This window comes from Ruegeria sp. HKCCD7251, assembly GCF_013031165.1.
In the GTDB taxonomy this organism is placed as follows: domain Bacteria; phylum Pseudomonadota; class Alphaproteobacteria; order Rhodobacterales; family Rhodobacteraceae; genus Ruegeria.
In genome coordinates this window covers 225,955-248,251 of record NZ_WPZC01000004.1, presented here as the reverse complement: position 1 = coordinate 248,251, position 22,297 = coordinate 225,955, and the positions used below count along the sequence as shown (strand labels likewise).

The 22,297-nt window shown below is 53.0% G+C and carries 22 protein-coding genes and 1 tRNA gene; 15 read left to right on the top strand and 8 right to left on the bottom strand.

The genetic code is table 11. The features are described from left to right. Window positions 1–578 precede the first annotated feature (578 nt). Both GOX75_RS12695 and GOX75_RS12690 read left to right on the top strand, forming a co-directional pair. Complete coding sequence (locus GOX75_RS12695) at window positions 579–821, top strand: hypothetical protein (protein ID WP_171123612.1); 243 nt, start codon at window positions 579–581, stop codon at window positions 819–821. A 339-nt stretch (window positions 822–1,160) separates the two neighbouring features. Then, the gene (locus GOX75_RS12690; protein ID WP_171123611.1) at window positions 1,161–1,499 is read left to right on the top strand and encodes a hypothetical protein; all 339 of its coding nucleotides are present in this window, start codon (window positions 1,161–1,163) and stop codon (window positions 1,497–1,499) included. Window positions 1,500–1,695: 196 nt separating this feature from the next. On the opposite strand, the gene GOX75_RS12685 is transcribed toward GOX75_RS12690, so the two are convergent. Then, window positions 1,696–2,481: a hypothetical protein gene (locus GOX75_RS12685; RefSeq protein ID WP_170469274.1), complete on the bottom strand. Its 786-nt coding sequence runs from the start codon at window positions 2,479–2,481 to the stop codon at window positions 1,696–1,698. 555 nt (window positions 2,482–3,036) lie between these two features. On the opposite strand from GOX75_RS12685, the gene GOX75_RS12680 reads away from it, so the two are divergent. The 3 genes from GOX75_RS12680 (at window position 3,037) to GOX75_RS12670 (ending at window position 5,021) form a co-directional block, all read left to right on the top strand. After that, window positions 3,037–3,825, top strand: a complete 789-nt coding sequence (locus GOX75_RS12680; protein WP_170334761.1) for a hypothetical protein — start codon at window positions 3,037–3,039, stop codon at window positions 3,823–3,825. 183 nt (window positions 3,826–4,008) lie between these two features. After that, entirely contained in the window at window positions 4,009–4,698 is a 690-nt protein-coding gene (locus tag GOX75_RS12675) for a hypothetical protein (RefSeq protein WP_171123610.1), read from the top strand. Between the two features lie 74 nt (window positions 4,699–4,772). Beyond that, window positions 4,773–5,021 carry a ParB N-terminal domain-containing protein gene (locus tag GOX75_RS12670; protein WP_170334757.1) on the top strand — a complete coding sequence of 83 codons (249 nt, stop codon included), beginning with the start codon at window positions 4,773–4,775 and terminating at the stop codon, window positions 5,019–5,021. Here the strand turns inward: GOX75_RS12670 and GOX75_RS12665 are convergent. The 3 genes from GOX75_RS12665 to GOX75_RS12655 all read right to left on the bottom strand — a co-directional run bounded on the left by GOX75_RS12665 (window position 5,013) and on the right by GOX75_RS12655 (window position 7,470). Further along, entirely contained in the window at window positions 5,013–6,026 is a 1,014-nt protein-coding gene (locus tag GOX75_RS12665; RefSeq protein WP_170752037.1) for a fatty acid desaturase, read from the bottom strand. The two genes, GOX75_RS12670 and GOX75_RS12665, sit on opposite strands and share 9 nt — an antisense overlap. 71 nt (window positions 6,027–6,097) lie before the next feature. Next, window positions 6,098–6,304 carry a cold-shock protein gene (locus GOX75_RS12660; protein ID WP_170328727.1) on the bottom strand — a complete coding sequence of 69 codons (207 nt, stop codon included), beginning with the start codon at window positions 6,302–6,304 and terminating at the stop codon, window positions 6,098–6,100. A gap of 584 nt (window positions 6,305–6,888) precedes the next feature. Then, window positions 6,889–7,470, bottom strand: a complete 582-nt coding sequence (locus GOX75_RS12655) for a TetR/AcrR family transcriptional regulator (protein WP_170649255.1) — start codon at window positions 7,468–7,470, stop codon at window positions 6,889–6,891. 86 nt (window positions 7,471–7,556) lie between these two features. On the opposite strand from GOX75_RS12655, the gene GOX75_RS12650 reads away from it, so the two are divergent. Continuing rightward, entirely contained in the window at window positions 7,557–8,030 is a 474-nt protein-coding gene (locus tag GOX75_RS12650) for a cupin domain-containing protein (RefSeq protein WP_174825840.1), read from the top strand. Between the two features lie 260 nt (window positions 8,031–8,290). Here GOX75_RS12650 and GOX75_RS12645 read toward each other — a convergent pair whose 3' ends face one another. Further along, complete coding sequence (locus GOX75_RS12645; RefSeq protein WP_171123604.1) at window positions 8,291–8,932, bottom strand: TetR/AcrR family transcriptional regulator; 642 nt, start codon at window positions 8,930–8,932, stop codon at window positions 8,291–8,293. An 87-nt stretch (window positions 8,933–9,019) separates the two neighbouring features. On the opposite strand from GOX75_RS12645, the gene GOX75_RS12640 reads away from it, so the two are divergent. Next, window positions 9,020–10,180 (top strand): efflux RND transporter periplasmic adaptor subunit, encoded by a 1,161-nt coding sequence (locus GOX75_RS12640; RefSeq protein WP_171172827.1) that lies wholly within the window; start codon window positions 9,020–9,022, stop codon window positions 10,178–10,180. A 12-nt stretch (window positions 10,181–10,192) separates the two neighbouring features. Then, entirely contained in the window at window positions 10,193–13,336 is a 3,144-nt protein-coding gene (locus GOX75_RS12635) for an efflux RND transporter permease subunit (RefSeq protein ID WP_171123599.1), read from the top strand. A 413-nt stretch (window positions 13,337–13,749) separates the two neighbouring features. Here the strand turns inward: GOX75_RS12635 and GOX75_RS12630 are convergent, their stop codons facing one another. Next, a complete protein-coding gene (locus GOX75_RS12630) occupies window positions 13,750–14,664 on the bottom strand; it encodes a LysR substrate-binding domain-containing protein (RefSeq protein WP_171123598.1) in 915 nt (304 codons plus the stop codon). A gap of 179 nt (window positions 14,665–14,843) precedes the next feature. Between GOX75_RS12630 and ugpB the strand changes: the two genes are divergently transcribed. From ugpB to GOX75_RS12600, 6 genes are all read left to right on the top strand, one after another. After that, the gene (gene ugpB / locus GOX75_RS12625) at window positions 14,844–16,154 is read left to right on the top strand and encodes a sn-glycerol-3-phosphate ABC transporter substrate-binding protein UgpB (RefSeq protein WP_171123596.1); all 1,311 of its coding nucleotides are present in this window, start codon (window positions 14,844–14,846) and stop codon (window positions 16,152–16,154) included. A 60-nt stretch (window positions 16,155–16,214) separates the two neighbouring features. After that, window positions 16,215–17,096, top strand: coding sequence for a sn-glycerol-3-phosphate ABC transporter permease UgpA (gene ugpA / locus GOX75_RS12620; RefSeq protein WP_155150415.1), 882 nt, complete (start codon window positions 16,215–16,217; stop codon window positions 17,094–17,096). Between the two features lie 20 nt (window positions 17,097–17,116). Further along, window positions 17,117–17,953, top strand: coding sequence for a sn-glycerol-3-phosphate ABC transporter permease UgpE (gene ugpE, locus GOX75_RS12615; RefSeq protein WP_171123913.1), 837 nt, complete (start codon window positions 17,117–17,119; stop codon window positions 17,951–17,953). 3 nt (window positions 17,954–17,956) lie between these two features. Beyond that, window positions 17,957–19,012, top strand: a complete 1,056-nt coding sequence (ugpC, locus tag GOX75_RS12610) for a sn-glycerol-3-phosphate ABC transporter ATP-binding protein UgpC (protein WP_171123593.1) — start codon at window positions 17,957–17,959, stop codon at window positions 19,010–19,012. After that, window positions 19,012–19,959, top strand: a complete 948-nt coding sequence (locus GOX75_RS12605) for a glycerophosphodiester phosphodiesterase family protein (RefSeq protein ID WP_171123591.1) — start codon at window positions 19,012–19,014, stop codon at window positions 19,957–19,959. The genes ugpC and GOX75_RS12605 overlap by 1 nt, the downstream gene beginning before the upstream one ends. Window positions 19,960–20,064: 105 nt before the next feature. Then, entirely contained in the window at window positions 20,065–20,514 is a 450-nt protein-coding gene (locus GOX75_RS12600; protein WP_171123589.1) for an NUDIX hydrolase, read from the top strand. A 146-nt stretch (window positions 20,515–20,660) separates the two neighbouring features. Here GOX75_RS12600 and GOX75_RS12595 read toward each other — a convergent pair whose 3' ends face one another. Next, the gene (locus GOX75_RS12595) at window positions 20,661–21,266 is read right to left on the bottom strand and encodes a histidine phosphatase family protein (RefSeq protein ID WP_171123587.1); all 606 of its coding nucleotides are present in this window, start codon (window positions 21,264–21,266) and stop codon (window positions 20,661–20,663) included. Window positions 21,267–21,981: 715 nt separating this feature from the next. After that, window positions 21,982–22,056 (bottom strand) — tRNA-Thr (locus GOX75_RS12590). A gap of 83 nt (window positions 22,057–22,139) precedes the next feature. Between GOX75_RS12590 and GOX75_RS12585 the strand changes: the two genes are divergently transcribed. Then, window positions 22,140–22,295 carry a hypothetical protein gene (locus GOX75_RS12585; RefSeq protein WP_171123585.1) on the top strand — a complete coding sequence of 52 codons (156 nt, stop codon included), beginning with the start codon at window positions 22,140–22,142 and terminating at the stop codon, window positions 22,293–22,295. The last annotated feature ends 2 nt before the right edge of the window (window positions 22,296–22,297 follow it).

The following is a 22,297-nucleotide window of genomic DNA, read 5'->3' as shown; positions in this document are numbered from 1 at the left end:
GGCAGGGATTCATACGTAGACCCGCAGGGCGCTTGCCATATGCGCGGCAGTCCTGCTGTATCGTATGGTTGCCACGTCAACCGAGGGGGTTGCGGCGGGATCAGGGGGTGCGGCGCATAGCCAAAACACCAAGCACTCGCGGAGGCTGTGATGCCCCCCCGACCGTAACCACATTCAGACTTGGAAACCTATCTGGCCGCAATGCGCATGTCATTGGCGCTTTGCAACATGCTGCGTGAACTGCCTCCTTCCACATCATTTGGGTGATTGGAATGGAGATAGACGTATGGCGAATATCGAAAGACTGATTGAGGAGCCCACCTTGGATATGCTGAATGCAAAGATTGCGCAGATGTCCCAATATGGCTGGAAACCGATTGGTTGTCCGAAAAGGTCCAGAACGGGGTTTGTGCAGACTGTACAGCGGATATGTTGTATCTGTTGAATATGATACGGTCTCGCTAACCGAACAATTAGACCCGAATGACAAACCGGTACACCAATGTGGGTCGTAACTGGCGACGATGTGCCAGCGGTGGACGGAGGCCCGGAACGACTAATTAAGGAACCGAACGCCGATGAGGTATTCCGACATGGTCAAAAACCGATCTTGGCAATGCGCCACGGAATTGGCGATGGCCGGAGAACATGAGCCTGCGGGAAAAATCCTGCACGCCTACGGGTTGATGAAATCAGAAAGCGATGACCTTGAGACTGTCCTGCGCCTAATGCGCGAGGCGCGCGACGACGTGAAAGAACAGGGCAACAGTCAAAAGCCAAAGCACCTGGTTCTGCATTTCGAAGCACATTTTACGGAATAACCCAAACGGGGCTGACCAATTGCGACCAAAGCTGGATGCAGGAGGCGGCAAAACCTATCGATAAACAGCGTTTCACCCACGGGCGCCCAATACCGGCGAATTCAGTTTGCTAATCCAGTGTTCGACCGAATTTTCAAACAAAAAAATTTGGGGGCTTGATGGTGCTGCTGGAGAGAATTGAAATCCAGCCGATTTGATCCGAGCGCCTTGTTTTATGGGTGTTTTGGTGCCGCCAATTTGCATTGGATGTACCACTGGCATGAACCAGTAGTCAACGTCGCGCTGGATTGCTATCAGATGGAGACGTCAACGCGCAGCACCCATCAAAAAGGTAGTTAAATGAAACGCTTCATAAAATACGCTCTCATTGGCTCACTTGCCGCTTTAGCCGCGTGTGGTGGTACGATGCAGGGTGTCGTGCGTGGGGAGGGTACTCGTGTTCAGTTTCAGTATGAGCAAGGCATGGACCGCGACTTTTACACGGCTGTTCTGGATGGCGAAACATTCAAGGGCCAAGCCGTTCAAGCAAATGCCACCAGCGGTAGCGGCGTTGGTTTAGTCGATGGCACGGCAGTGCCGGTCTTTACATCCACAACAACGGGCAATCTCGTTGCTGTTCTATTTGGCGATAGAGGCTCGTCGATGCGCTGCAATATGAACAGTTTCCGCCCAAATTGATGAATGCTAAGCCCATTACCTAAGTCGCCTTTGGGCTCAGAGCAGCCATTCGCAGCGTTCCGTCTAACTGACCTCTTTGCGGACTTTGCAGCCATCCGCATTTTTACTCCAAAGGACCGTAGTCAGCCCAAACCGGACGTTCACAGTTAGACTTTGCAGTTTCCAAAACGCCAAAGAGCGAACTTTCGCACGAGGGCTACACCCGATACCAGTTTTCAACTTCTCGGGCGGCTTCTTCGGCTGTAAAAGTAGTCTCTACCTCTGCGATTGCGTACTTTACTTCGCCTGAGCTAGCACTGATTTCTAAGACGTTCGCATCTAGGTCATGGGCTGAACCGGCATTTGAATAAATTGTATCAACCCCAATTCTGATAGCGTTTCGGTGTTGCAGTAGGTGCTCAAAAAACCGCACATAAATCATCTCCTCGTACGGAGAATGACTGTCCGCTTCAGAGATCAAACCCAATTCTGCGACCTTGGCACACGTCAAACGCCAAGCCAGTTCCATTGTGGATGGTGGCGCGTCCCTGGCCTCATCAGGATGTTTAGGGTTCGCAAACGTAGACCTTCGAATAGCTTCGAGATTGGCACGCAAGCCCTTTGTGGGAACCGGATAAATGAATTTGGTTTCCTCTGAAGCTAAGGCAGGCTCAATCTGATCCGGCTGCGTCTGGATGAACTCTGAAAACCTGTTTCCGATGATAGGGACTTCACCGACAATCATGTCTGTGGGGTCGGCATGCTTCGCCAGCCATCGCGCCAGGGCTTTCCGCCCCCACAGCCCGGCTGCCTTTCGGATCAACGGATGAGTTCCATCCGAAACATCTGGATACTTTGCGAGTATGTCTTCGGTCTGAAACGCCGCGAGACCTGTATCCCAACGCATAATATGCACGCGACGTCCCAAGGAGACCGAAATGGATATCTGCTGACGCAACAGGAATGACTTTCCTGATGCTGGTAATCCAGTGAAGAAAACCATGCGGCAACGACGTGCAGCGTCGGCCAGGTGTCTTCCAATCTCAGTGTCCGCAAAACTGTCGATAGAAATTGCGAATCTCCTAGTTCGGTGTCGGCAATAGGCTGGAGCGGCGAGCGTTCACCACCTCCAAGATTGTTGCCCAAGAAATCCGGCGATTTCACAGATGAATTGTCAACCTAAATTGCCCCAAAGTGAATTTTGCCTCTCAGTTACTCTCTTAACCACCTAATAACTCGCCGGTCTCAAAAATTGACCATTCCGCAGCACACGCTTCTTGACGAGCGTGCGTCCTTGACTCTTCACAGACTAGGAACGACAAGTGTGTATTGGTAAAAAATTACTCGCTGCCGCGATGCTGCCGGTTACGATAATCCAATGGCCTTCAGACTAATTGTAGCATGTGCCTCAGCATAGGAACGGGTTCCGCTGGGGTCTTCGCTATGAGCTCGTTCCTCGCAAGCATTTGCAACTGTCACCTGACGTGCTCCAGTCATCGCGTGACCCATGAAAGAAGGCGCCGTATGAACAGCACATGGCTCTTAAATTGCGTGCTTGATGCCCGATAGATCAGGTCTCAGGCTCAGTTTCAATCAGTCGTTCATCGTGTTTACGCGCTGCATTCTTTGTCTGATCCCGACACTCTTGGTGTTGCTCTCAGGAACGCAGCTTCCTGCCCAAGTCGCAGGCAATGCCGATGGATCGGTTTGTGACGAAGGTTTCGAAAACAAGAACGGATCGTGCCAAAGAACAGACGTACCAGAAAACGCATATTTGACGGGTAGCTCCTATGGTAGCGGCTGGGAATGCAATCACGGTTTCCAGAATGTCGGAGAACTCTGTGAGGAAATAAGAGTTCCTGAAAATGCCTATCTTGCATCAACCGGAGATCAGTGGGAGTGCAATCGGCTGTTCCAGCGTGTCGGAGAACTCTGTGAAGAAGTGATGGCACCTCAAAATGGATACGTCGAAACCCGGTTTGGCGTGCAGGAAATACACTGCAACTGGGGATTTCGTAAGGAGAACCAGGATTGTGTTGCGATAAATGTCCCGAGCAACGGCCGCCTGACTGACAAAAACAGCGCGGATGGTTGGGTGTGCATCAGAGGTTATAGGGCAGCGGATAGCGGCTGTGAGCCCGTGGCAGTTCCACAGCATGCATACCTCGCGCCTGAAACTTATTCCGGATGGAAATGCGAACGTGGTTTTCGCGCAAACCGGGACAAGTGCGTTGCGATCCTTGTCCCTTCAAACGCTCATTTGAATCGAAGAGGTGATGGTTGGGAATGTAACCGGCCGTTCACGAGACAGAACGACCAGTGCACCGAAAATGTGCCGCGACAATAAGTTAGTGGAAACCAAAGTCGCCTGACAAATCCGGAAGGACTAAGCCGTGAACTATAACTCGATTGACGAAAACCTGGGTAAAAGTCTCAAAGCCGAAAAGGCGCGTCGCCGGTCCTACAGGATTAAGATATCTATTGCGTCAGCGGTGTGTGTTGTGGCGATAATTACCGTGGTGTTTCTCTGATGCGTAAAAATGCCCCTCAAGTAACTCTTCCCGGTTCAAAGATGTCAGCTCATGGTCTGGAACAAAGAGCATTTCAGGACCGCAGTGTTCGTAAGTCGCGGAACGCTGACGTATCAGGAGTGATTGAAGAAGAATTTGGAAAGTACTTGATTAAGGCTGGCGTTCTGAGCGGCAATAGTGTTGCACGGGCATTTCCTAAGCCACCGGCTAAAACGCAGGCAATGATTGCCGATGCAGTTGGCGAAACACCAGCATTGGCCATTGAAGCCTTAAAAGAAATTCTCGAAGAACGAGACAGGAAGCGAAGCGGTCAACGCCGTTTGGAGGGAAACTCCGGCACCTTCGTTCCCAGTGAAAGAGAATATGCAGAGGCATTACGCCAGATCAGGCTCACCCCTGCGCAGGTAACAATGCTCAAAGCATTTACAATCGCAGGCAAGGAAGGTCTGACTATTGGTCACTTGTCTCAGGCAGCCTGTTACAAATCGCGCGAGGCCTGCATCAAGGTCTTCAAGAAAATCGGACTATTAATTGCTGAATATCTGGAACTCGAACTTCCCGAAGCCGGATCGGCACAGAATGATGGCGCCGCCCAGGTCCTGGCCTTTTCTCACATCGAAAGTGACGATGAGCCAGCAACTTGGATCATGCATCAGGAACTGCGCGACGCTGTTCGTTCGGTTCTATGACGTGCGTTCCAGCGCCTGCTTTTGAAGCGAAACCCGAACCGGAACAAGTGCACGAAAGGTTGCTCACGTAGCTTATGTTGGAGAAAAGACCATATCCGCTTGAATTGATCTATGTACCTGTGAAACGTGCAAAAACACTTGATCAGCAAAAAGTGCTGACGCTGGCCGAAGATATTCTGAAGAACGGCCAGAAGACCCCGATCCAGATACGCTCGGACAACAAGAGGTTCGTGCTGATTGAAGGCCTTCACCGATTAGAGGCCATTCGCGCCCTAGGAGGTGATACCGTCGAAGCCTATCTGGTCCGCGCCAGACTACACTAAATACCTATTGGAATTGGCGTTCGACAAAGCCTCGGAAAATGTCAGCAGACGTTGACTTTTTTCATCCCAAAGATGCAACCGTGCGCAATGAAGGCTCTCAAATAAAGTAATACGCTGGCAATCTTCCAACTCAGAATGGTCACGCAAAACCTCGTTTAGCCGATAAAACGGTATGCGGCTGGCGAGATGGTGAACATGGTGCACACCAATGTTGCCAGAGAACCACCGCAGGATGCCTGGCAGGGCATAGTGAGAACTGCCATAGAACGCGGCGTTCTGAAGGTTCCAGCCCTCTTCCCGATCCCAAGTCGTGTGTTCGAACTGGTGTTGAATGTAGAAAAGCCAAATACCAATGGATGATGCGACAATCACGGTTGGCAGGAAAACACACGCCAACACCTCAAAGCCTCCGGCCCATAAAATCAGAGCCAATAACCCTGCAATTGCGGCGTTTGTTCCCATCGCACTTGCCCAATACAGCCAGCCCGACCGCATGAAGCCAACAGGTAAGCGGTATTGAATAAAGAACGTATAGATCGGCGCAACACCGAACAGGAAGACGGGGTTCCGGGTCAGACGATACGCGGCACGCCCGAACCAATTCCGTTTCAGGTATTCCTCAATGGTCAATGTAGGGATGTCACCCATACCACGCCGATCAAGGTTACCGGTTGAGGCATGGTGAATCGCATGGCTTTGCCGCCAAACGTCATAGGGAGTAACGGTAAGAACACCCAGAACCCGGCCGATCCAATTGCATGCGCGGCGACTTCTAAAGAAAGATCCATGACCACAATCATGCATGATGATGAAGATACGGACCAGAAATGCGGCATTCAGGATGGCCAGAAATATTGCGATCCAGACGCTGAATGACAACGCAAACCACGCTAGGGCCCATAGCGCGAATAAGGGGAAAACAGTGATCGCAAGTTCAAAAACACTGCGCTTCGCATCGGGCACACGGTACTGCGCGAGCACCCGCGTCCAGTCTTTAGGTTGCAACTTACTTGGTCTCCGACGGCTTATAGTCGCCCATTGTTCAAACGGGCACCCTTATGGGTGCCCGTGAAAGGTCAGGCGAGTGCCAGATTGGCGGCGCTTTCGCGTCCGTCACGGCCAGCTTCGACGTCGAAAGTAACTTTCTGACCGTCTTTCAATTCGCTAAGGCCGGAACGTTCAACTGCTGAGATATGCACGAACACGTCGCGCTTGCCATCTTCAGGCTCGATAAAGCCAAAACCTTTGGTTGAGTTGAACCATTTTACTGTGCCATTTGCCATGGTGGAAGTCTCCTAATACGTGCCGCCCGCATCATTGCGGCGACTCGGCGTGGTCGGTCTGAATCGAAAGACTGAACGCCGAATTGGGGAGACAGCAGGTCGAAAAAGAAAAACGTAAGCCTCGTGTATATGGACTTCGACTACGCACGATACAAGCCTTGATGCTTTGGCGGACAACAGAGAATTTGAGCCTGTCTGGCTTAGAACTAGGCAAGTAGAGGTGAAACCGTTGCTCTTCGATCCAAACTTGAAGGTGGCTTGGGTCAGCGGCACAGAAGACTAACGATCATTTTTGGGAAATTATCCTGCTGCATACGAGACAGCGATAAGCGTCCGTTTTGGTGCCTTGGCGAGACTTTGCAAAGTCCGCTTTCTGCGCATTGCTGCCATTGGGTCATCGCGCAGCATCGGTCAAAGTGGGCTCGAAGCAGCCATTCGCTGCAACTTGCTTGAACGTCCGAGTTGCGGACTTTGCGGACATCCGCATTTTTTCTCCAAAGGACCGCAGTTAGCCCTGAACCGGACGTTAAACGGGTGTCTATTTGCGAGTAGTTTTAAGTTAAAGTAGGCGTCTGAATCCTGCCTCAGTTTTTTGGCAAGTACCGATCCAACAGAGCGTCGACCAACCCTTCCTGAAGCTGGTAACCAGTTGCTTCGTCCACACGCAAAATATCTTCGAGAATGACAAGTTGTTCCATGCCCGTCGTCATGGACAATCGCTTCGACAGGTCGTCGATTTCCTTCGGCTTCATCAATGGGTGAACTGGCGCAAGTGCTTCCGAAAAAGCCGCCACTCTTCTGGCGCCACGCATTTTGACCGTTCCATCCTCAAGAGATGCCTTGAGTGATTCAGCTAAAAACTGCCGGAAGTGCGCCTCATGAACCCGAGAAAAATCCAGATAGTAACGCGCAACGACATGTACACGGCTCCTGACGTTATTCAGCCCCTCGAGAAGTTCTGACGTTGGAGTAACTTCAAGATCGAGCGTCGCGTCCAAAGCCAAGACACTTGGGTCAGAAAAGTAACGATAGACCGTCGCACGGCTGGTTTTGGCCCGTTCCGCGACTTTTGCCAGCGTGACTTCCTTGCCTTCTGACATCAGGTCACGTGCAGCCGAAAGAAGTGCTTCTCGCGTTCGGTTGATTTGATTTGTACGAGGCGCCAATCTCAATCCCCTTGTGATACACTTGTCTAATAAGAAGATATGTGTATCATAAGCTCAGTGTGTTTCAAGTAAAGGGAGTCGCAGCAATGACTGAACCTCGCCCGCGAATTTATCATCTTCTTGGGAACCTTTTGACCTTCCACGCCTTTCCCAGTGAGACAGGAAATCGTTGCACAATTGTTGAGATAAAGACGGCCCCGGATGCCGGTGCGCCGCCCAATCATCATGCTGGCGAGGATGAAAGCTTCTATGTGCTCGATGGTGAATTCGAGTTCTTTTTGAATGGTGACACAGTCAACGTCAAATGTGGTGACTTCGTTAAGGTTCCGGACGGAGCAGTGCACGCCTTTACATGCACCGGAGAGCGGCCTGGCAGGTTACTTTGCATAAACGCCCCCGGCGCGATGCATGACACTTTTTTTACTGAAGCCGGTGAAGCAATGCCTGACGGCACGACCGATATTCCGGCGCCAGATGGACCACCAGACATTCCGGCGATCATCGCCGTGGCAAGTCGAGTGGGAATGACGATCCTGGCGCCTGCGGACGTTCCCAGCTAACGAACGCGCGTGCATAGCTCCGGGTTGCGAAACGGAGGCTATAGAACAAAGCTTCCGTCGCACACCCTAACTTGTAATACTGGCTCAACCCGAAGCCGACATTCACGACGAGACCTTGCGCTTCTGGATAGCGGACATTCGCGGCGCTTTCCAAAAATGTCTTCTACGTGAACCAAAGCAATCGTTTAGGCGCAGGCGCGATAGCGGCATAGATCGTCTGCTATCAATGCTTGGTTGAGTTCGTTTTGGCGTGAGAACGCTCAACTCAGCATTCTTTCCGAAACGTCCTCAAGAAGGGTATGAAGATCGAACTCTTCGCCTTTCTCCGCAAGCCCTTTGTCATGTAGAATGAAAGACAGCCCGTGCACGAAACTCCACAACAAAAAACCACGGCGGCGAACTTCGCCTGTGATTCCCGGTTCACCGAGACACTTTGCTACCTCATTCAAAAGAATCCCGAAGCTTTGCTGGCCGCCTTCCTCCAGCCGGAGGTCCGCAATACGGTCAGTGAAGCCGCCAAATTTCAGTCTGAAGATCCCGGGCTCATTTAACGCGAAGGCAATATACTCCATTCCTATGGCAGTAATGCGCTCGGGAGATCCTTCAGGAACACCTACCAGCGCGGCAAGCATTTTGTCTCGGTGCCGATCCATTCCTTCAAGGACAGTGGCAACCAGCATTTCTGTCTTGTCTTTGAAGTGCTTGTAAGGTGCCGCGGTTGATACGCCCGCGCGTCTGCACGCCTCGGATACAGAAAAACTGTCCGGACCTTTTTCTTCAACCAACTGTCGGGTTGCTTCGATCAGTGCAGCGCGGAGATCGCCGTGATGATAGGCTTTCTTGCTGACGGAAAGACCAGCCGCTTGTCTGCTTGTCGGATGATTTTTTTCGGTGCTGCTCATGATCCAACATGTGCCAGATCACGTATCTCTTGTCAAAGTGAGAACTTCTAACATATGTTAGAGACGCTAACTTGATGAGGTCCCCAAATGCCGAATCCTGCAAATTCATCTACTGAAGCGACCAAACCGAGCCTACTTGCACATGTGTTGCGCGGCACTGTGCGCCTGGGAGTGACCGTCAGTTTTATAGCTGTTGCAGCGGCCGCCGTTTACTTTGGCGCATCCGAGCTCACCCGTAGAGCGGACGCTGTACCCGCACCGGATGCCGCCGCTGTGACACCCGTGTCCGTGACACCAATCACGTCCGAGAGCGCTTACACAGTCGACCGTGTATTCATCGGGCAGGTCGAACCTCAGCGTTCGGCAGATATCTCTTTCGAACTGAACGGGACGCTGGATCAAATTCTGGTGGATGAAGGTGATGAGGTTGCCAAGGGTCAACTTCTTGCGACACTGGACATCGCACTGCTGGAGGTCGAACGCGACCGTCTGACAGCATCACGTGACGCCATTGCAGCCCAACTTTCATTTGCAAAGAAAACAGTCGAGCGAAACGCGAAACTCATTGAAGAAGGCTTTACTAGTCAAGCCCGTTTGGACGAGGCCGTTTCTCAGCAGGATGAATTGCTATCCAGGATTGGCGAGTTAGATGCTGCCTTGCGTGATGTGACCGTTCGAATCGAGAAATCCAGTATCGAGGCTCCGTTTGCCGGTCAAATAACCGCGCGACACGTGGATGGCGGTGAAACTTTGCGCTCGGGCGAGTTGGTTCTGGGTATGGTCGAGGTCGTGTCGCCGCAGGTTCGGATAGGTATCCCTCTCGATGTTGATCCGGCGCTGCTGACTGACGTTGAAATCGAAATTGCAGGTCAAAGCTATCAGGCTGAGCTTGCAACTTTACGGCCCGATATTGACCCAGTGACCCGAACCCGCACCGCGCTGTTCGGTTTGAAGAACGCGCCGGACGTTGCTTTCGGACAAACCGCACGTGTGCATGTACTCGATCCCGTCCAAAGTGCGGGGACCTGGGTGCCTACAACATCTCTGAAGGAAGGAACTCGCGGGCAATGGACATTGCTCGTTGCCAACGCGCAAAAGACTGTACGCCTGGCGACTGTAGAAGTGCTACATGCCGAAGATGACCGCGTCTTTGTGCGTGGCGCGTTTCCGGAAGGCACCGTCTTGATTGATCAGGGGCCGCAGCGAGTCAGCGTTGGTCAGCGCGTTGTCTTCAACACTGGCGAGTAACGGAGCGGTTTGATGGAAACTCTTACCTTTCGTCATCCCCGACTGGTCGCCCTGATTATTTTAGTGCTTGTATCTGCAGGTCTGTCTTCGTTCCTATCACTTGGGCGGCAGGAAGATCCTACGATCACCAACCTCTTCGCAACTGTAACGACACAGTTCCCGGGTGCAGATCCAGAACGGGTTGAAGCGCTGGTGACTGCAGAAATCGAAGAAGAACTGCGTAAAATTGCCGAGGTGGATGAGATCAGTTCTGTATCCCGCTCGGGCGTGTCGGTTGTTTCGGTAGAGTTGCTGGAAACGCTAGATGAAGCCACCATTGAGCAGGTTTGGGCCGAGGCTCGGGACGCCGTTGAAGATGCGCGCCAGACTTTTCCCACAGGAGTATTGCCACCGGAATTCGATGCCGAGGGCATTTCTGCCTATTCTGCGGTCATTGCAGTTGCGGCCGAGGATCCAGACTTTCCGTTAACTTTGCTGTCACGTCATGCCGAAGCACTGGGCGACAGATTGCGTGCGATACCTGCCACGCGAGCAGTGGACTATTTCGGTCAGCCGAAAGACGAGGTGCTCGTAAGTGTGGATATGGACAAGGCCGCTGCGCTTGGGCTTGGCGCTGCCGAGATTTCCCAGCGGATCGCCGAAGCAGACGGAAAGGTTCAGTCTGGGCGGTTGCAATCTGATGTCGACCTGACCATCGGCGTCAGCGGAGAAATTGAGAGTTTGGATCGCATTCGGAGCATCGTCCTGCGTGAAAACGCAGGCGGTGCCGTGGTGAAGCTCGGAGATATTGCCAGCGTAGACCGTGGCGCACGCGAACCGCAGTCCTCAATCGCGTTTGCCAACGGAAAGTCCTCCGTTTTGGTCGGGATTCTGGCGCAGGACGGCGTACAGATCGACCGTTGGACAGGCTTCCTTCGGGATGAGCTTGATGCCGGCGCCGCGTCGGTACCTTTGGGCATGCAGGAAATACTGCTATTTGATCAAAGCCAGTACACGACGGATCGTTTGTCAGAGGTTGGGGTCAACATGGTCATTGGCGTGGCTCTGGTCGTGGCAGTTTTGTTTGTTACGTTAGGGGTTCGGGCAGCCGCGATTGTGGCTTTGGTTTTGCCGGTTGTCTCATTGGCGACCCTGGCGACGATGAACATGATTGGATTGCCAATCCATCAGATGTCTGTGACCGGACTGATTGTTGCCCTCGGACTGCTCGTTGACGCAGCCATCGTGATGACCGATGAAATCCGACGTCGTCTGCAGGATGGGATGGAGCGACTTGCAGCCGTGCGAGATGCTGTTCGCAGGTTGGCCGCGCCACTGCTGGCATCAACCGTGACAACGGCGCTTGCCTTCACGCCGATGATCTTGCTGCCGGGACCCGCAGGCGATTTTGTCGGCGCCATCGCTATCGCCGTGGTTCTTATGCTTGTCTGGTCCCTGGTTGTGGCCTTGACTGTGACTCCGGCGATTGCGGGCTGGCTACTGTCCGATCGCCCAGACGCAGGAATGCTGAGCCGCGGTATCAGCATCCCGCCACTTGCCCGTATGTTCGAGGCCTCAATTCGATTGTCTGTTGCTAATCCCGTGCGATCCATCGCGTTGGCATTGATCTTGCCGGTGCTTGGCTTTGCGGCCTTTCCAACGCTGACCGCGCAATTCTTCCCGGGCGTCGACCGCAACCAATTCTATATCGAAGTCGATATGCCGGGTGGAACGTCAATTGCCACCACCGAAGCAACCGCCCGCCAGATCGATGAAATGCTGCTGGCTGACGACGGCGTCAAAAGTGTCTACTGGACCGTCGGAGAGTCCGGCCCGGCATTCTACTACAACATCGTTGGAAACCGCTCACGCGAGCCTGGGTTCGCACAAGCTATGATCACGACCGACACGGCCGACGCCGCCGCCCGCCTTGTTGGTACGTTGCAGAGTCGTCTGGATACCGGCTTTCCTGACGCGCAGATCATCGTTCGCAGTCTTGTTCAGGGCCCTCCGGTCGACGCACCGGTTGAAGTCAAAATTCAGGGGCAGGACATCACGGTTTTGCGTGATCTGGGCGACCAGGTGCGTTCAGTCATGGCCAATCTCGATCTGGTAACCCAGGCGCGCGCCAGCGTGAACGGCGGCAACCCTCAAATCCGGTTCGAGATTGATGAGGTCAAAGCGCGTCTGCTGGGATTGGACGTTGCGGATATAGCTGGTCAGCTGGACACGGCGCTTGTTGGCATCACCGGTGGATCACTGCTCGAAGGGACTGAACAGTTGCCGGTGCGCGTTCGCTTAGGTGACGAGGTGCGGTCAGATCTAAGCGCGATTTTCAGTATGCCTATCCTACTGCCAAATGCAGCTGCGATATCTGCGACTGGAGCCTTCCCAGCGGTACCGCTGTCGGAATTGGCCAAGCCCGTGATTGAACCGGCAGAAAGCGTAATAACTCGAACGGACGGTACGCGCGAAAACACTATTCAGGCGTTTATCGTACCCGGTGTTTTGCCCGAAGAGGCATTGCAGGACGTACTAGAAGCACTTGATGCGTCCGGGTTTGTGTTGCCGCAAGGCTATTCGATGTCCTTAGGCGGCGACAGTGATGCCAGATCCAACACCGTGGGCAATCTGCTTGCCTCTGTTAGTTTGATTGTCACACTCTCCATCGCGACCATCGTTCTGACCTTTAACTCGTTCCGGCTGACCCTTGTGACCTTGGTCGTGTGCGTGTTGTCTGCAGGCCTTTCAATGCTGTCGCTGTCCGTTATGCAATTCCCGTTTGGAATAACGGCGATCATCGGGGTCATCGGCTCGATCGGGGTTTCGATCAACGCGGCGATCATAATTCTGACCGGGTTGCAACAAGACGTTGACGCAAGCCAAGGCGACCGAGCGGCCATGGCGCGCGTTGTGACTGGTTCAAGTCGGCACATCATCTCGACAACGATCACAACCTTTGGCGGCTTCCTACCCCTGATCATAGCTGGAGGAGCATTTTGGCCGCCATTCGCCGTTGCAATCGCCGGGGGCGTACTGTTGTCGACTGTCGTATCGTTTTATTTCACTCCGCCAGTTTTCGCTTTGGTGCGTCGTGGAAAGCTCGACGAACCGCCCGAGGTAAACAACCAACATTCCCAGCCTCAAGAAGCAATTGTCACCCTTGTAGCAGAATGAGGATTGAGACTACTTCGCCTTGCGAGTTGGTATGTTTCAAAGCCGTCGTTGTTCGAAGCAAGGTTCAATTTCTGCTATGGGCGGCACGCTGAACTCTGCAAAGTCTGGTTTCTGCGCTTTGCTGTCGTTAGCGCGGGCTGCAGCACCCGGTAACTTTGGGCTCGGAGCGGTCGTTCGCTACGCAGCGCATCAACAACTGCTGTGCGGACAAAGCGGTCGCTAGACTGTTCTGGGATAAGAAGCTAGATCATCCAAGCTCAACTGCAAAACTACTCAGTATTTCCACGTTTTTTGCAGTTAGTGCGAGATCGATCTCGGGGGTTATTCCAAACACTCAAGTATTGGTTTCAAGCTAAGAAGATGGAAAATATACGGCTTGCTGGCAGCGAACATTAGCGTTTGCCGCCCTACAACTAGTGATGGCGCTTGTCTGCCTTGAACGGGGCTAGGCTCTCTTGGAACTGCTCGATGAACTCAAGCGTCACTAGTGACGGTTGCTTCAAAATCGGACGCACAAGGGAAAGCGTATGTGACAAGAGCGGTTTGAACGGTCGGTAGCTCAATCCGTTGTCTGCATATTGGACGGCGTCCAACTCGCTGACCACGGAAATCCCGACACCTTTTACAGCCAATTCACAAGCCGCCGTGAACTGCCTGACTTCGATGTGGGAATTCAATTTGACGTTGGCGTTTTGAAACGCTTTTGAAAGCTGTCCAAAAAAATCGCTGTCGCGCCGTGTGTGAATAATCTTGGCGTTTGCAAGATCCGTGGGTGTCACCTCGGAGAGTTTTTCCAATTCATGCCCGGTAGGAAACACGCAAACTGTACGGACATCGATGTCTCTGCTTTCGACGGCCGGATGCCCGTTAAAGTTATCTGTGATTCCGAAATCATATTGCTCACCGATCATCCACTCGAGAATGCGTTCCGGTCTGTCAGGTTCGATCGTCATTGTTACACCTGGCCGATCTTCTAAAAACGTGGCAATGACGTTGGGAAGGTGACTGGTGGCGAACCCGGGCAAACATGCGATGCGGATGTGTCCCGCTTTGCGTTGGGTTATGTCTTGGCTAACGTCCGAGATCTGCTTCATCAATTCCAAAACGCGCTCTACGCTGGGTTGCAGATAACGCACCTCCTGCGAAGGAACTAAGCGACCTTCACGGCGATCAAAAAGTTGAAAGCCAAGCGATTTTTCCAGATCAGAAAGCAGTCGGCTGACCGCAGGCTGGCTTATCCCAAGATCCGTAGCTGCAGCGGTGACCGACCCATTTGTGGAAACTGCCATGAGCGCTTCCAATTGGCGGATCCTCAAAGTTTGACTCATACTTTGAACCTGGTTCGTTGTTTCTTAGTCAGTTTATAATGTAATGTTATGTTTTTCTCAAAAATTAAATGCTTGAATTATAAATTTGTAACGTTAACGTCGTGAAATCGTCATGTGTGCTGATTACGCGTTGCAGTTGGCATTCAACGAAGCATCAAAACTGATGCATGGGAGGAATCATGAATAAGCATTTTCTCGGCGCTCTTGCCGTAACCACTGCGTTGTCCCCCGTGGCGGCGATGGCGCAAACTGAAGTTCAGTTCTGGCACGCCTTCACCGGCCGACTGGGTGAGCTTGTTAAAGCGCAGGTCGAAGAGTTCAACGCCAGCCAGGATGAGTTCGTCGTGGTCGAAAGCCACAAAGGCAATTACTCAGAAACTCTGAACGCAGGAATTGCGGCTTTCCGCGCCGGTGAGCAGCCCCACATTCTAATGGTTTTCGAAGTGGGCACTGCAACGATGATGTCGGCCGAAGGTGCGATCAAACCCGTCTATGAAGTGATGGCTGAAAGCGGTGCGCCGTTCGATCCTGACGCATATATTGGCGCTGTCAAAGGGTACTATACTACAACGGACGGAGAAATGCTCTCACTGCCTTTCAACTCGTCCACACCGGTTCTGTGGGTCAATCGTGATGCCTTCGAAGCGGCGGGTGTTGATCCGGACACAGATCTATCGACCTGGGAAAAGGTTGGCGACGTGCTTGAACAGCTGAAGGCTGGCGGTGAGGACTGCCCGCTGGTGACCGCATGGCAAAGCTGGATTCACCTCGAGAACCTGTCCGCCTATCACGACGTTCCGTTCGCATCGCAGGACAACGGTTTTGCCGGTCTGGATACCGAGCTGATGCTGAACGGTCCGGCACAGGTCGCACACCTGACAGCAATGGGGGACTGGGCCAAGGATGGCAAGTTCATCTACACCGGGCGCAGAAACGAAGGTGGCGCAAATTTCCGGGCTGGTGAATGCGCGTTGTTCACCGAAAGCTCGGCTGGTTATGCCGGTATCAGCTCTGAAGCTGAGTTCGAGTTCGACGTGCGCCCGCTACCCTATTGGGAGGCCGTCACCAGCGAGCCTCAGAACACCATTATCGGCGGCGCATCGCTTTGGGTAATGGAAGGTCATGATCCCGAGGAATACAAAGGCGTTGGCGAGTTCCTGAGCTTCCTTTCGTCGTCGGACGTTCAGGCTTCTTGGCACCAGAATACCGGTTATCTTCCAATCACGTCCGAAGCTGGTGAAGCTACTCGTGCTGCAGGTTTCTATGACGAAAACCCAGGCACCGACATCGCGGTGATCCAGATGACTGCGAAGGAACCAACCGCAAACTCGAAAGGTCTGCGTCTTGGATCGTTCGACCAGATTCGCGGCATCATCGACGAAGAGCTTGAGGCCGTCTGGTCCGGTGAAAAGACCGCTCAGGAAGCGATGGACAGCGCAAAAGAGCGCGGTGACGCACTGCTGCGCCGGTTCGAATCCGCCAATCAATAAGTCTTAATTTGATGCGGGCCTGTTAAGGGCCCGCATTTTCTTTTTCGGTGGAATATCAGGATGGAAAAACGCGTCACCTTCCGCGGCTGGCTTTTGCCATTGGCGCTGATTGCCCCTCAGGTCATCATTTCCGCCGTTTTCTTCTTTTACCCCGCAGGCCAGGCTGTTTGGCAATCTCTGTTCATACCTGACCCCTTTGGGCTGTCGTCCCAGTTCGTGGGACTCGGCAACTTTGAATTCCTGCTGAGCGATAAATTCTACCGAGCCTCCTTCGTAACGACGGCAGTGTTTTCAACGCTCGTCACATTGTGCTCGATGATACCGGCGTTGTTTCTGGCGGTCATCGCGGACCGCTTGATCAAAGGATCGGGCGTTTACCGGACGTTGCTGATCTGGCCCTATGCCGTTGCCCCTGCGGTCGCAGGCGTGCTTTGGCTGTTCATGTTCAACACACGCGTTGGCGTCGTCTCGTGGTACCTCGGCCAACTCGGTTATGACTGGAACCATGTCCTTAACGGAACCGAGGCCATGGGGCTGGTTGTTGTCGCCTCGGCCTGGGGGCGCATCAGCTATAACTTCCTGTTTTTCTTCGCGGCATTGCAGTCAGTTCCAAGGTCCGTGATTGAGGCCGCTGCAATCGACGGCGCGCGCTTCTGGCGTCGGTTCTTCACGATCGTGCTGCCGCTGTTGTCTCCGACTGCATTCTTCCTGCTGGTGGTGAATGTCGTCTACGCCTTCTTTGAAACCTTTGGCGTTATCCACACGATCACCGGAGGCGGGCCGCAGCAAGCGACGACTATTCTGGTCTACAAAGTCTTCTCGGACGGGTTCGTTGGGCAGGATCTTGGCTCATCGTCGGCGCAGTCGGTCATTTTGCTTATCGTCGTCGGCCTGTTGACCGTCATCCAATTCAAATACGTGGAAAAAAGGGTGCATTACTGATGGCGGCCCAACAACACGGAATGGTCGAAAAACGCGGGATGGGGATCTGGTTGACCCACGCATTGATGATCCTTGGAGTGCTGATCGTCTTTTTCCCAATCTGGCTGGCATTTGTCGCCTCGACTGTCACTCAGCCAGAGATCGTGTCACCGCCTATGCCGTTGGTGCCGGGTGACCAGTTCTGGGAAAACTACAAGGCCGCGCTGTTTTCCGGTGTGAATGTCCCGGTCGCTACAATGTTGTTCAACAGCCTCGTGATGGCCATTGGTATTGCGGTGGGCAAGATCGTAATCTCACTATTGTCAGCCTTTGCGATTGTCTATTTCCGATTTCCCGGGCGCACGACGTTTTTTTGGCTGATCTTCCTGACCCTTATGCTCCCGGTAGAGGTCCGTATCGTTCCAACCTTTGAAGTTGTTGCCGGCTTCGGTATGCTCAACAGCTATTACGGATTAATCTTCCCACTTATCGCTTCGGCTACGGCGACGTTCCTGTTCCGGCAGTTCTTTCTGACCATCCCAGATGAGCTGGCCGAAGCAGCGCGAGTCGACGGTGCTCGCCCGATGCGGTTCTTCATTGATATCGTTGTACCCATGAGCAGGACCAATATTGCGGCGCTATTCGTAATCCTGTTCATCTATGGCTGGAACCAATACCTTTGGCCGCTGCTTATCACCACCGACCCTGAAATGAACACCATTGTGATGGGCATCAAACAGATGTTCCCGTCCGGCGATGATGTGGCCGAATGGCCGGTCATCATGGCCACATCAATTCTGGCAATGATCCCACCGGTCATCGTGGTGGTGTCGATGCAAAAGCTCTTTGTCCGTGGCCTTGTCGATAGCGAGAAGTAAGAAATGGCAACAGTAACCCTAGAGAACGTCAAAAAGAGCTTTGGCCCAACGGACGTCATCCACGGCATCGATATCGATATTGCTGATGGTGAGTTCATCGTGATCGTTGGGCCTTCGGGCTGCGGCAAGTCCACGCTGTTGCGGATGGTTGCGGGACTTGAAACCGTGACTGATGGCGAAATCCGAATTGGAGAGGAACGAGCCAACGACAGAGAGCCGATGGATCGTGACATCGCGATGGTCTTCCAGAACTATGCGCTCTACCCACATATGTCTGTGCGTCAGAACATGGGATATGGCCTGAAAATCGCCGGGTTGCCGAAGGTCCAGATTGATCAGAAAGTGACCGAGGCCGCCAAGCTGTTGCAGCTGGAACCCTTGCTGGATCGCAAACCCAGACAGTTGTCAGGTGGTCAGCGTCAGAGGGTGGCGATGGGTCGGGCTATTGTCCGCGAGCCAGCAGTTTTCCTGTTTGATGAGCCGCTCTCAAACCTTGATGCCAAGCTGCGGGTCCAGATGCGTCTGGAAATTCGCGAACTCCAAGAAAAGCTGGGGATCACGGCGCTCTATGTGACCCACGATCAGGTCGAGGCCATGACGATGGCCGACAGGATGATCGTGATGAATGGTGGCATTGCCGAGCAGATTGGAACGCCGTTGGAGGTTTACGAAACGCCCAGAACTCTGTTCGCGGCACAGTTCATTGGCAGCCCTGCGATGAATGTGTTTGACGCCTTGCGTGAAAACGGGACGATCAAGATCGGTGAAATTTCAGTCGGCCGATCTGCTGGTCCTGATACCGCGTTGAATCTGGGGATTCGCCCAGAGCATCTGCTGTTGGATGATAATGGTCCGCTGGAAGCAGCGATTCAGATGGCAGAACCGTTAGGGGCCAACACTCTGTTGCACGGTCAACTCGCGGGCGTCGGCGGAGCGATCACGATAAGCCTTCCAGGCGTCCATCCGATCGAAGGCAGGCATCCGAACATGCGGTTTTCGGTCGACCCAGAACACATGCATCTGTTTGACCAATCAACCGGCGAAAGGCTGGACGGCTAATGGCGTTTCCTCAAGTCGAAGCCTTTCGTGGTGGAGAAAACCTGATCCGGGTCGTGGGCCATCGAGGGGCAAGAGGCGTTTTGCCTGAAAACAGCATGATTGGCTTCGACTTCTCGCTGTCCATTGGCGTACCGCTTCTTGAATTCGATGTCGTTCTGACGGCTGATGACGTTCCGGTTATTACCCACAATCATCGTCTGCACGCATCTGGCTTTCGCGACGCCAATGGCCTGTTTCTTTCTGGAGAGGAGCCGAAAGTCTCATCTCTGACTTTCGACCAAATCCAGCAATTCGATATTGGACGGTTAGACGGGCATTCTGACTATGGTCAACGCTTCCCAGATCAGGCGCAACTGGACGGTGTTCGTGTCCCAAGGCTGATAGATTTGCTCGATTTGGTCGCCGAACCAAAATACGGCAATGCCTATCTGATGCTTGAACTGAAGTCGGATCCTGACCTGGCTCACGATGCAGTGTATCGAGAGAACTTTGTTGGGCGAGTTCTCCAAGAGGTTCGCGCCAAAGGTCTATCTATGCGCGCGGTTTTGCACAGTTTTGACTGGAACCTTTTAGAAGAATGCCAGCGACAGGCTCCGGATATGCCGTCTTCTTACCTTACGCAGCTTCCGGAAAACGAGGACGATGTGGGCGAGGATTCCTCGAAAGCGGTTTGCCCAGACCTTCGCGGTCGTCGCGATGAAATTCCAAATTTGGTCAAGCAAACTGGCGGTTCGCTTTGGTGCCCGTACTACGCTGATGCAACAGCTGAAAATGTGGCGCGCGCAAAAGATCTGGGCCTATGTGTTGCCGTTTGGACGGTCAATGAGCACGAAGATATAAGCAGGATGATCGACCTGCGCGTGGATGCAATCGTATCTGACTACCCCGGCCGGGTTCAAAGGCATTTGTCGGATTTAGGCCTGGGATGGCAAATCGAAAACGGGTGAATTCTGCGTCGCTAATTCGTGACGTTTTTTGTGTTTCTGCCAGTCACAATCGGAAAGGATCGATCACATCATCACTTCAACCTGCTGTGGAGGGCGAGAACCATAGTGGATCAGCGTACAAAACAAGTTGCAGCATTGCCTCTGCAATTGTTCGGCGGCCGCCTCAAGGTGCTCCTTATAACGTCACGTGACACAGGGCGCTGGATCATGCCCAAGGGCTGGCCGATGGACGGCGAGCAAGACTGGCGCGCGGCGGAAATTGAAGCGTTGGAGGAGGCTGGGGTAGAAGGTACAATTTCCCGCAAGCCGATCGGTGAGTTTGAGTACGCCAAGGTTTTTAACGACGGAACCAGTGTCCAAGTGAAAGCCACGGTCTACCCTCTCTACGTCGATAAGGTGAAGCGCCGGTGGAAGGAAAGGCACCAAAGAAAAAGGCATTGGTTCTCGCCCAAGGGTGCTGCGAAAGCACTCAAACAGCCAGAGCTGGAAGACTTGCTCCTCGAACTAAAAAGCAATCCTAGAAAGAACAAATCAATCCGCGAGTTGCTACCTTGAGCCGATACCGCGTACTTTATCCAGACTCAGGTCGATAGCTACTTTGCTCTGGAAAACCGACCTAACCCTTTCATTCAGAAATTGCTATCTAGGCTTGAAACCAGCGGAAATCTGATCTCTTGGGACGAGCGCCAAACATCAAAGCCTCAGTTTTCAACGAAGGTTGAATGTCCGCATCGCAACTCGATGAAACCATCTTGAGGTTCGTTCAATTCAAAAACCTCTTCTGAAGGCAAGTTCAAGTAAATCCCTCGAAAGACGCGCAGGGTTAAGCCGTGGCCAACAACTATGACAGCCCCCTCAAAAGACTTGCTGGAATACCAAGAAGAAACCCGGTCATGTACGTCAGCATAAGACTCTCCGCTCGGTGCGGAACAGTTCCAACGGTCAGCGCAACGCGCCTCCCATTCTTGGGGAAATCGTCTTTTGATCTCGTTTTCCGCCAAGCCTTCCCATCGCCCGAAACTGCATTCCATCAAACTGGTTTCATACTCGATGGCTTCCGGGGGGAGGCCAAGTTCCTCGACAACGATGGAAGCCGTCTGTGCCGCTCGACCAAGTGGGCTTGAAAATACCGTCAGAGGGTGACGGCTGCATAGGCGGTGCCTTAGTCTTTCTGCACTCGCCACTGCCTGAGCGACCCCTCGCTTGGTCAAGGGCGAATTCTGCCGACCTTGACGTCGTTTTTGAAAATTCCATTCGGTTTCACCATGGCGAAGCAAGAAAATAGTAGGGTTGAGTTTTTGGTTCAAAACGTATCGAAGCCTTCCTGTACTGAAGCAAACCGAAAAACCTGATTTATCTTCCACGCAGTGCAAGTTTAAACGGAAGCCCCAGAATTCAATAGAAGCTTCGGATTTGTGCGATTAAGTCTAGGGCGTAAAACAACGTGGTCATACAATCTTCGCGTCCAGTGCTTTGTCGCTGCACTTGTTCCGCATTGGGCTCGAAGCAGTCATTCACTCAATCGCGGCGAATGTCTGCTCTGCGGACTAAACTGCCGTTGATTGTCCAACGCAATCGGCACTCGAATTACCTGGGTCGGTGAGTACTCCGTGTTCAACTTGTTCACTTTCCAACAGGCGTCAGTTCTATTGACATCGTACTTATTGGTCACCAAGCGATGTGGTAGCCTTCTTGCGCAGACAACACGTTGGATCGCGAATTGACCGAGTTTAGATTTTCTCCATCGAAGTATCCCCACCTACAATGCACTGCCACCAGCAAACGTAGTGGCGAACGCTGCAAACGATGTCGTCGTCCTGGGTGGACCGTATGTCGGATGCATGGGGCTGGAGGACGTAATAAATCTGCCCGTCAAAAGCCCGACCCTCCTACAGGTCCTACCAATGAGCGCAATCGGATGGTGAAGATGGGACGGCGGCTTGCACGCGTTGCAGTCCGCGATGTCCCACAAGAGGTTAAAAGAGAATTTGCACGGAACAATCCTCTAAGTCTATGATTAGATGGTGCTGCTGGAGAGAATTGAACTCTCGACCTCTCCCTTACCAAGGGAGTGCTCTACCTCTGAGCTACAGCAGCGCTGTGGGCGGGTGATTAGACTCAAACGAAACGGTGCGCAAGGGTGTCTGGACGGTTTTTTTCGCCTCCTATAGAGAAAGACTATGGCAGATAGAAATACACCTAAAAAACACGGTAAACCCGGTGACGCACGCGAGGAACGGCTGAAGGCCGCGCTTAAGGCGAATATGGCGCGGCGCAAGGCGCAGGCCAAGGCGCGTGCGACATCTGGGGACAAGGCCGGCAAGGACGAGGGATAAGA

What these genes read in the sequence shown, in the direction of transcription:
- GOX75_RS12675 (WP_171123610.1), top strand. Translation starts at nt 4,009, where the DNA reads ATGCGTAAAAATGCCCCTCAAGTAACTCTTCCCGGTTCAAAGATGTCA.
- GOX75_RS12640 (WP_171172827.1), top strand. Translation starts at nt 9,020, where the DNA reads ATGCCGAATCCTGCAAATTCATCTACTGAAGCGACCAAACCGAGCCTA.
- GOX75_RS12660 (WP_170328727.1), bottom strand. Translation starts at nt 6,304, where the DNA reads ATGGCAAATGGCACAGTAAAATGGTTCAACTCAACCAAAGGTTTTGGC.
- GOX75_RS12585 (WP_171123585.1), top strand. Translation starts at nt 22,140, where the DNA reads ATGGCAGATAGAAATACACCTAAAAAACACGGTAAACCCGGTGACGCA.
- GOX75_RS12605 (WP_171123591.1), top strand. Translation starts at nt 19,012, where the DNA reads ATGGCGTTTCCTCAAGTCGAAGCCTTTCGTGGTGGAGAAAACCTGATC.
- ugpC (WP_171123593.1), top strand. Translation starts at nt 17,957, where the DNA reads ATGGCAACAGTAACCCTAGAGAACGTCAAAAAGAGCTTTGGCCCAACG.
- GOX75_RS12695 (WP_171123612.1), top strand. Translation starts at nt 579, where the DNA reads ATGAGGTATTCCGACATGGTCAAAAACCGATCTTGGCAATGCGCCACG.
- ugpA (WP_155150415.1), top strand. Translation starts at nt 16,215, where the DNA reads ATGGAAAAACGCGTCACCTTCCGCGGCTGGCTTTTGCCATTGGCGCTG.
- GOX75_RS12645 (WP_171123604.1), bottom strand. Translation starts at nt 8,932, where the DNA reads ATGAGCAGCACCGAAAAAAATCATCCGACAAGCAGACAAGCGGCTGGT.
- GOX75_RS12670 (WP_170334757.1), top strand. Translation starts at nt 4,773, where the DNA reads ATGTTGGAGAAAAGACCATATCCGCTTGAATTGATCTATGTACCTGTG.
- ugpE (WP_171123913.1), top strand. Translation starts at nt 17,117, where the DNA reads ATGGTCGAAAAACGCGGGATGGGGATCTGGTTGACCCACGCATTGATG.
- GOX75_RS12690 (WP_171123611.1), top strand. Translation starts at nt 1,161, where the DNA reads ATGAAACGCTTCATAAAATACGCTCTCATTGGCTCACTTGCCGCTTTA.
- GOX75_RS12630 (WP_171123598.1), bottom strand. Translation starts at nt 14,664, where the DNA reads ATGAGTCAAACTTTGAGGATCCGCCAATTGGAAGCGCTCATGGCAGTT.
- GOX75_RS12680 (WP_170334761.1), top strand. Translation starts at nt 3,037, where the DNA reads ATGCCCGATAGATCAGGTCTCAGGCTCAGTTTCAATCAGTCGTTCATC.
- GOX75_RS12650 (WP_174825840.1), top strand. Translation starts at nt 7,557, where the DNA reads ATGACTGAACCTCGCCCGCGAATTTATCATCTTCTTGGGAACCTTTTG.
- GOX75_RS12635 (WP_171123599.1), top strand. Translation starts at nt 10,193, where the DNA reads ATGGAAACTCTTACCTTTCGTCATCCCCGACTGGTCGCCCTGATTATT.
- ugpB (WP_171123596.1), top strand. Translation starts at nt 14,844, where the DNA reads ATGAATAAGCATTTTCTCGGCGCTCTTGCCGTAACCACTGCGTTGTCC.
- GOX75_RS12685 (WP_170469274.1), bottom strand. Translation starts at nt 2,481, where the DNA reads ATGGTTTTCTTCACTGGATTACCAGCATCAGGAAAGTCATTCCTGTTG.